The 6,581-nt window shown below is 52.2% G+C and carries 9 protein-coding genes; 5 read left to right on the top strand and 4 right to left on the bottom strand.

Annotation, left to right across the window (positions count from 1 at the left end; translation table 11 throughout):
• Nucleotides 1-670 precede the first annotated feature (670 nt).
• The 3 genes from ACOYIE_RS08260 to ACOYIE_RS08250 all read right to left on the bottom strand — a co-directional run bounded on the left by ACOYIE_RS08260 (nt 671) and on the right by ACOYIE_RS08250 (nt 2,773).
• A complete protein-coding gene (locus ACOYIE_RS08260) occupies nt 671-2,068 on the bottom strand; it encodes a relaxase/mobilization nuclease domain-containing protein (RefSeq protein WP_195377102.1) in 1,398 nt (465 codons plus the stop codon).
• A 64-nt stretch (nt 2,069-2,132) separates the two neighbouring features.
• Complete coding sequence (locus ACOYIE_RS08255; protein ID WP_243253732.1) at nt 2,133-2,339, bottom strand: DUF1273 domain-containing protein; 207 nt, start codon at nt 2,337-2,339, stop codon at nt 2,133-2,135.
• Nucleotides 2,246-2,773, bottom strand: a complete 528-nt coding sequence (locus ACOYIE_RS08250; protein WP_243253725.1) for a hypothetical protein — start codon at nt 2,771-2,773, stop codon at nt 2,246-2,248. Before ACOYIE_RS08250 ends, ACOYIE_RS08255 begins: the two co-directional genes overlap by 94 nt.
• A gap of 119 nt (nt 2,774-2,892) precedes the next feature.
• Between ACOYIE_RS08250 and ACOYIE_RS08245 the strand changes: the two genes are divergently transcribed.
• Nucleotides 2,893-3,336: a hypothetical protein gene (locus ACOYIE_RS08245; protein WP_433412215.1), complete on the top strand. Its 444-nt coding sequence runs from the start codon at nt 2,893-2,895 to the stop codon at nt 3,334-3,336.
• On the opposite strand, the gene ACOYIE_RS08240 is transcribed toward ACOYIE_RS08245, so the two are convergent.
• Nucleotides 3,333-3,674: a TnpV protein gene (locus ACOYIE_RS08240; protein ID WP_433412218.1), complete on the bottom strand. Its 342-nt coding sequence runs from the start codon at nt 3,672-3,674 to the stop codon at nt 3,333-3,335. The two genes, ACOYIE_RS08245 and ACOYIE_RS08240, sit on opposite strands and share 4 nt — an antisense overlap.
• A gap of 10 nt (nt 3,675-3,684) precedes the next feature.
• Between ACOYIE_RS08240 and ACOYIE_RS08235 the strand changes: the two genes are divergently transcribed.
• The 4 genes from ACOYIE_RS08235 to ACOYIE_RS08220 all read left to right on the top strand — a co-directional run.
• Complete coding sequence (locus ACOYIE_RS08235; protein WP_195377099.1) at nt 3,685-4,449, top strand: hypothetical protein; 765 nt, start codon at nt 3,685-3,687, stop codon at nt 4,447-4,449.
• A 159-nt stretch (nt 4,450-4,608) separates the two neighbouring features.
• Nucleotides 4,609-4,923: an ArsR/SmtB family transcription factor gene (locus ACOYIE_RS08230; RefSeq protein ID WP_195377098.1), complete on the top strand. Its 315-nt coding sequence runs from the start codon at nt 4,609-4,611 to the stop codon at nt 4,921-4,923.
• A 95-nt stretch (nt 4,924-5,018) separates the two neighbouring features.
• On the top strand, nt 5,019-6,032 hold the full coding sequence (locus tag ACOYIE_RS08225) for a permease (protein WP_195377097.1): 1,014 nt from the start codon (nt 5,019-5,021) through the stop codon (nt 6,030-6,032).
• 15 nt (nt 6,033-6,047) lie between these two features.
• Nucleotides 6,048-6,581, top strand: a 534-nt coding sequence (locus ACOYIE_RS08220) for a DUF2703 domain-containing protein (protein ID WP_433412212.1), incomplete at its 3' end; no start/stop codon positions are given.

The following is a 6,581-nucleotide window of genomic DNA, read 5'->3' as shown; positions in this document are numbered from 1 at the left end:
CAACAAAATGAGCGACAATGGCTGCAAGGATGAATGTACTTGCCTGTGCGCCAAAGGCATCTATCGGACTGTAAAGCACCTGCCCCTCAAATACGAAGGAGAGCAGATAGGCAAAGAGGCAGGAGAAAGCGGCGACTGACAGAATGCGATTGTTGATTTTTAATTGGTTCATCATTATGTCTCCTTGTCCTTGCTTTTTCGTGGATCACTCGGCTTTTCTGCGTCTGCCGGTATCGCCCATGAGCGTCCGAAGCGGGAAACTCCGGGGATGCGTCCCGCCGCGCAGTATTGCGTCACGCGCCGCTCCGACACGTCCCACTTATAAGAGGCTTCTCTTATTGAGATATATCCCACTATACCGTCCATCTTTTGACCCCCAAAAACAAAAACTATAGCTTATATTATATACGAATATCCGTATCTTTTCAAGAGCGGAAACCCCAAATTTAGAGAAATGTTACATATTGCAACGCCTACATTTGACCGCACGGGTATCAGAAACGGAGTTACTTGCAAGCAATGCCTTGTGGTACCCACAACGCCAAAAATGAAGTCCGCCCGCACAGCGGCGGGCTTCATTTTGCTTGTTAGGGGCAGCAGCCCCCAATCCCCCTTGAACGCACATTCTGTGCGGCAGCGCATCCTTCGGATGCTTATGAGCGTGAGCAGCTTACCGCTGTTCATGCTCTTTTTGTTTCTCGGCTTCGCGTTCATCTGTGCCGAGAATCTTGTCCACGTTGGCGCGGTGCGTGAGCAGCTCACGCATCTCATCGCGCGAGCGCCGGTAGTCGGCATACGCCGCCTTTTTCTCAGAGAGCAGTTTGGCGTATTCCTCCTGCAAGCTCTTGACGGTGGGCAGCTTCTGGATACCCATATCGTTAAAGGTTTTCTTGGCGGCGCGGTGCAGCAGGATGTCAGGTTCATGCTCCGCAAGATACTTTTTCGAGTATTTGGACGCTTTGTAGCCGTCAAAAACTTCGCGTGTTTTAGCGTAGTTGATAATCTGTGTTTTCAAAACGGCAATCTCCGCCATGCGCGTTTCCGCCGCCTTGATCTGCGCAGAGAGCGCGTTGAATTGGGCAGTTGCCGCGTCGGTTTTTTCTCTCAGCTCGGCATAGTCCAGCAAACCATGTTCCCGCAGATAATTCATGGTCTGCGCCATCTGTTTTAGGTTGTAGACCTTCGCCCACCGCTCATAGCCCGCGCCCTTACCGGCATCGAGCTTTGCCTGAATGTCGATGAGCAGGTTAGTTTTGGGGGCAACAACAGCTTTTTCGCGCGGCGCGTGTTCCTTTTTGCCGGAGATAATGGCAAGCAAATCGTCCTCGGTGTAGCCCTCTTTGAGAGAATCCAGCCGCGCCGGTGACTTCCATCCCGGCGCTCTGAGGGAGATTGCTTTGCCCCGGCGCGTGACCTCGCAGCCGTCCTCTTGCAGCAGCTTCAGGAGTGCGTTGAGACTGTCCGGCTTTTTCTCCAAAGCGCCGTCGATGATGGCGCGCAGCAATTCGCGGTGTCCGGGCTTCGCCTGATCGCCCAGCCACTTGTTATAGCTCTTGCCGTGCCGCTTCGGATTCTCCACGATGGATAGCTGATGCTCCACACAGATGGTGTCGCTGAGATTGCGGACGGCTTTTGTGCTGCCCCAAAAGTTGCGAAACTTACGGTCACAGGAGAGCGCGGTAGAGTTCCAGATGATGTGATTGTGCGTGTGCCTGCGGTCTACATGGGTGCAAACGATAAAGGCGTTGTTGCCTTTTAGAAACCGCTGTGCAAACTCTACGCCGATACGATTTGCTTCCTCCGGCGTGACCTCACCGGGGCGAAACGACTGCCGGAAGTGATAAGCGATCACATCATTTTCCTGTGTTCTGCCGGTGACAGTTTTGTACTGTCGCTTACTCAAGAGAAATTCGGCATCCGCTGTCCGGCTGTCGCAGCCGACGCTTGTGATGAGCCTGCCGTCATCTGTTTTCTGCGGATTTTTCACATAGTCGAGAATGTCGCTAATCGCCGTGCCGATGCTCCGGCCTTTGCCGGTATGCAGCGGCATGATGCGGGTCGTCGCCATGTGCGCCTCCTTCTATAAAAGTAAACCGGCGCACGTTTTATGCGCCGGTTTGTTATGTATTTGACTATATTTTTGTTGGCTCATTGTGCTGCTCACCCACCACAATGGTGTACGGCATGATACTGAGCGTATCGGGGTTGATGGTAATAACGGCGCGGTTTTTCTGCCGCGCGTAATTTACTGTATAGGCCGTGCCGCCCTTTGGCGAGCCGTTGTAAACTGCCAGCACGAAGCTGGCGTGGTCGATGAGCCAGCGGTTGCGTCGGAACATACAATCCTTGGTGTAGTGTCTGCTGATATAAACCGTTTCGTCGCACTCGGCAAGGATATTACGATAAACGCCTTGCCGTCCTCCAAATAGACGGTATCGCCCACAGCATAAGGAAATTTTCTGACTTCATTTAGTGCATCCTCCGCAGCAGCGGCGTTGGGGAAGGTGCGCAGCTCGCCGCCAATTTCCACGGTAATGGGATAATCGTCCAGCACCTCATCAATATCCTTGTCGTTGACCGGCGCTGTGTCCGAAACCGCTTGGCGCACTTCCTCACGGTATGCGTCGGCCTGCCACTCGCTGGGGAAATCCTCGGCAATACCCTCTTTGTCCACATGGATTCCATTCTGAATATCGTCCCAAACGGCATAGCCGGTGTCTGTTTCAATGACGGTAAACCGTTCGTTTTGCTCTGCGGGACGACTTTCCGGCACCTGCTGCGTGGCTGCGATAGCGGCATCATCTGGATAATCTCCGAAAATGCGAAGATAGTGGAGAGATACCCCTGTTCACTGGCTGTCTCGGAAAAATCATGGTGCAAATACCACAGGGATTGCGCAAGCTGGCTGCGGGTATATCCGTCCGTTTCGGCAAGCTCCACATTGGTGGCAAACTGCCCCTGTTTCAAAAGCTCTCCGATACGCGCGGCAGCATCATCCCACGGGATGATCTGCGCGCTGGAAATGTGCTGCGCAGAGCGCCCACGGGCAAGGTGGATACCGTCCTCGGCGTACCATGCGGACAGCTCCCCGGCGTCGGTCTTGAAACCACCGCCGCCAATATATTCACGGCTCAAAAATGCGGCGATTTCGTCCAATGGCTTTTGCTTCATAAATTCAGCGGCCACACGCTGGCGGCTGCTGTCATTGTTGCCGCCGAGCCGAAGCACATGGTCAATATCCGCTTGAGGAAAAGAAAAAGCGAAGGGCGTATATGTTACGCTCTCCGCTTGCTCTATGAAGGATATTTGCTCGTTTTCCGAAGGAAAAAGGCTTAGCTGAACACTAATTCGTTCAGAATGATTTCCTCTGCTTGCGCCTTGCAGGTGTTCATCAGCCCCACCCACTTCATCGGGTCGGACGCTTTCAGGCTCTCCGTCGCGCCCGCCGCTTTCGCCAGCTCCGGCATCATCCGCTCCAACCGGTTCTGCGCCGTCTGTTCGATCTCCAACAGGTGCGGGTACAGTTTCTCCGACAGCAGCAGGCTGTTCCAGAGGATGGGGCGATGCTCCTGAAGGTATTTCTTCCGCATTCTCCCGTATTTGCCCAGCGGCATCTCCGGCTCGCTGATCGTCAGGTCTGGAATCAGGTAATCCCCGTTCTTGCTGTATGTCAGGTTGTTCTCCATGCTCTGCCGTCCTTTCCGTGATGTGCTCACGTTCATAATTTTTGATGGTAACTTCAATTTGCCGCAACACCTGTTGGTTAATCTCGCTGACCACCGTGCCGAGGGCGGCAACGGTCTGAGGGGTATTGAAATCGAAGATACTGAGGAAATCCTCATGCTCAAAGTAGTCCTGCGGCTCCAGTCCGCATCGGGACATCAGGGAATAGGTGATGCTCACAGTGGCGGCATTTCGGAACGCCACTCCGATGTTGAAATCATCATACTCCTCAAGAAAAGAATCTTCAACGATGTCAAAAATATCGCGCTGGTGGTCGTTCCAATATTCATCGGCAAGCTGGGCAGCGACCTTTTCGAGCTGATCGGAAAGATTGCTGCTGCCAGAAACGTCATAATTGCGCTCCAGCATGGCGGTCACGGCGTCGGAATGTTCCGGGCGGTATTCCCACAGGTTTACATTGCGGGAATTGTCCCTGCCGCCGGTGTCGGCCACATCGAACACATAGCGCAGTCTCGGCTTGTCGCCGGTGGCATCAATGACGGCAATGCCCTTGCTGCCACGGCGCACATAACGCCGCATTTTTTCGTTCCAAAAATCGTATTCGGCGCAGGCGGTGGCTTCCGGGCGCTGGGCATAAATCATGAGCTGCTCATTGTAGGGGTATTTGTAGAGCCGTGCGGCGGTGGTCAAAAAGTCCGTCCACGCCACATGACTGCCGGTAATCTGCGTTGCCGCGTGGTCGGCCATCTGCGCGTAGGCTTGTAAATTTGAGGGCATAGGTTGCCTCCTTTCAAAGATTCGAAATAGGAATAGAGCGAGCTATAAGCCGCTCTTAAAACTCTTTTTTGCCTTTCATATTGACATTTTTTGATTTGGCGCATATACTATATCGTATCAAGAGTTTTTGATGTGAGGTGATAGACGTTGGAACTTACTCCAGAGAAAAACGCCAAGGTATTTAAGGCGTTTTGTGATGAAAAGCGGCTAGCGATTTTGGAGCTGCTCCGCAGCGGCGAAAAGTGCGCCTGTGTGCTTCTCGATAACCTTGAAATGGGGCAGTCGGGGCTATCCTATCACATGAAGATATTGTGTGAATCGGGCATTGTGGAGAGCCGACAGGAAGGCAAGTGGACGCACTATAAAATCAGCGAACAAGGAAGCAACGAAGCCATGGAACTGCTGAAGGCAATTACCACTCCCTATGGTACAGCAGAGGACACAAGCTGCTGCAAACGATAAAGGCCATCTGATAGGAGATGGCTTTTATTCGACATAATGTATCAAGTTTTTTTGATATGACTATGCAAATTTAGAAAAGAGAGGTGCTTTACCCTATGGAAATTCTTCAAAACGTATGGCTGTTCTTCCAAGACCAAGTGCTTGGAATGAAATGGCTGAATGCCGTTATCGGCAACCTGCTCTCGCTGTTCGGGCTGGATGTCACCGGGCGAATCGGCGGCAGTATTCAATTCTTTATTTACGATGTGCTGAAAATTACAGTGCTGCTCTGTGTGCTGATTTTCATCATCTCGTATATTCAGAGCTACTTCCCGCCGGAACGCAGCAAGAAAATTATGAGCCGCTTTCATGGCGTGTGGGCCAATATCATGGCGGCACTGCTGGGTACGGTAACCCCATTTTGCTCCTGTTCGTCCATTCCACTGTTTATCGGCTTCACCAGTGCGGGGCTGCCGCTGGGCGTGACCTTCTCGTTTTTGATTTCCTCGCCCATGGTTGATCTTGGTTCTCTTGTTTTGCTGATGAGTATTTTCGGCGCAAAGGTCGCCATCGTTTATGTGGTGGTGGGGCTGGTGATCGCCGTTGTCGGCGGTACGCTGATTGAAAAGCTCCATATGGAAAACCATGTGGAGGAGTTCATTCGCAGCGCCAGCAGCGTGGACATCGAATCGCCCGACCTCACGAAAAAAGAGCGTGTTCTCTACGCCAAGGATCAGGTGGTGTCCACCTTCAAAAAGGTGCTGCCGTATATTCTCATCGGTGTTGGCATCGGTGCTGTCATCCACAACTGGATTCCCGAAAGCTGGATTGAGATGGTGCTGGGCAGCAACAATCCTTTCGGCGTGGTACTGGCAACTCTGCTGGGTGTTCCCATGTATGCCGACATTTTTGGTACGATTCCGGTTGCCGAGGCGCTGCTGTTCAAGGGCGCACAGCTTGGCACGGTGCTCTCCTTTATGATGGCAGTCACCACACTTTCGCTGCCCTCCATCATCATGCTGCGCAAGGCGGTGAAGCCAAAGCTGCTGGGGCTGTTCGTAGCGATCTGTACTATTGGCATCATCATTGTTGGGTACTTATTTAATATTTTCCAGTATCTGCTGGTATAAAAAGGAGGGAGAGAAATGGCTAAAAGCTGGTATCCTGTGATTGATTATCTTTCTTGTATAGAGTGCGGCACCTGTGTGAATTTTTGTCCTCACGGGGTTTATGATAAAGACAAAGCACCATCCCCTGTGGTGGTTTCTCCCGAACGCTGCATTGACCATTGCCACGGCTGCGGCAACAAATGCCCTGTGGGAGCCATCGCCTATGTGGGGGACGACACCGGCTGGATTCCTCCAAATGGAGAAAAAGCCGAAACTGAAAGCGCCCCTTGCTGCTGCGGTGAAGCCTGTGAAAACGATGCAAAAGTGGTTTTAATTCAATACCTTTATCTTGATCTTGCCACTTGTGATCGCTGCATCGGTGCGGATGCAGTGTTGGAGGAAGTGCTGCTTACCATTTCGCCTGCTCTGGAAACTGCCGGATACCATACAAAGCTGGAGAAAGTAGAAATCTCCAGCGAAGAACTGGCAAAGGAATACCGCTTCTTGGCCTCGCCCACAATCCGAGTGAATGGACAGGATATTTGTGAATCGGTGCAGGAAAATGCTTGC

The organism is Agathobaculum sp. (genome assembly GCF_050946325.1).
GTDB lineage: Bacteria > Bacillota > Clostridia > Oscillospirales > Butyricicoccaceae > Agathobaculum.
Note: the sequence above shows the minus strand (reverse complement) of the source record. Positions and strands in the feature narration are given on the sequence as shown.

Coding starts and splice junctions, on each gene's coding strand:
- ACOYIE_RS08260 (WP_195377102.1), bottom strand. CDS start 2,068: ATGGCGACGACCCGCATCATGCCGCTGCATACCGGCAAAGGCCGGAGC.
- ACOYIE_RS08255 (WP_243253732.1), bottom strand. CDS start 2,339: ATGTTCCGACGCAACCGCTGGCTCATCGACCACGCCAGCTTCGTGCTG.
- ACOYIE_RS08235 (WP_195377099.1), top strand. CDS start 3,685: ATGCTCTGCCGTCCTTTCCGTGATGTGCTCACGTTCATAATTTTTGAT.
- ACOYIE_RS08225 (WP_195377097.1), top strand. CDS start 5,019: ATGGAAATTCTTCAAAACGTATGGCTGTTCTTCCAAGACCAAGTGCTT.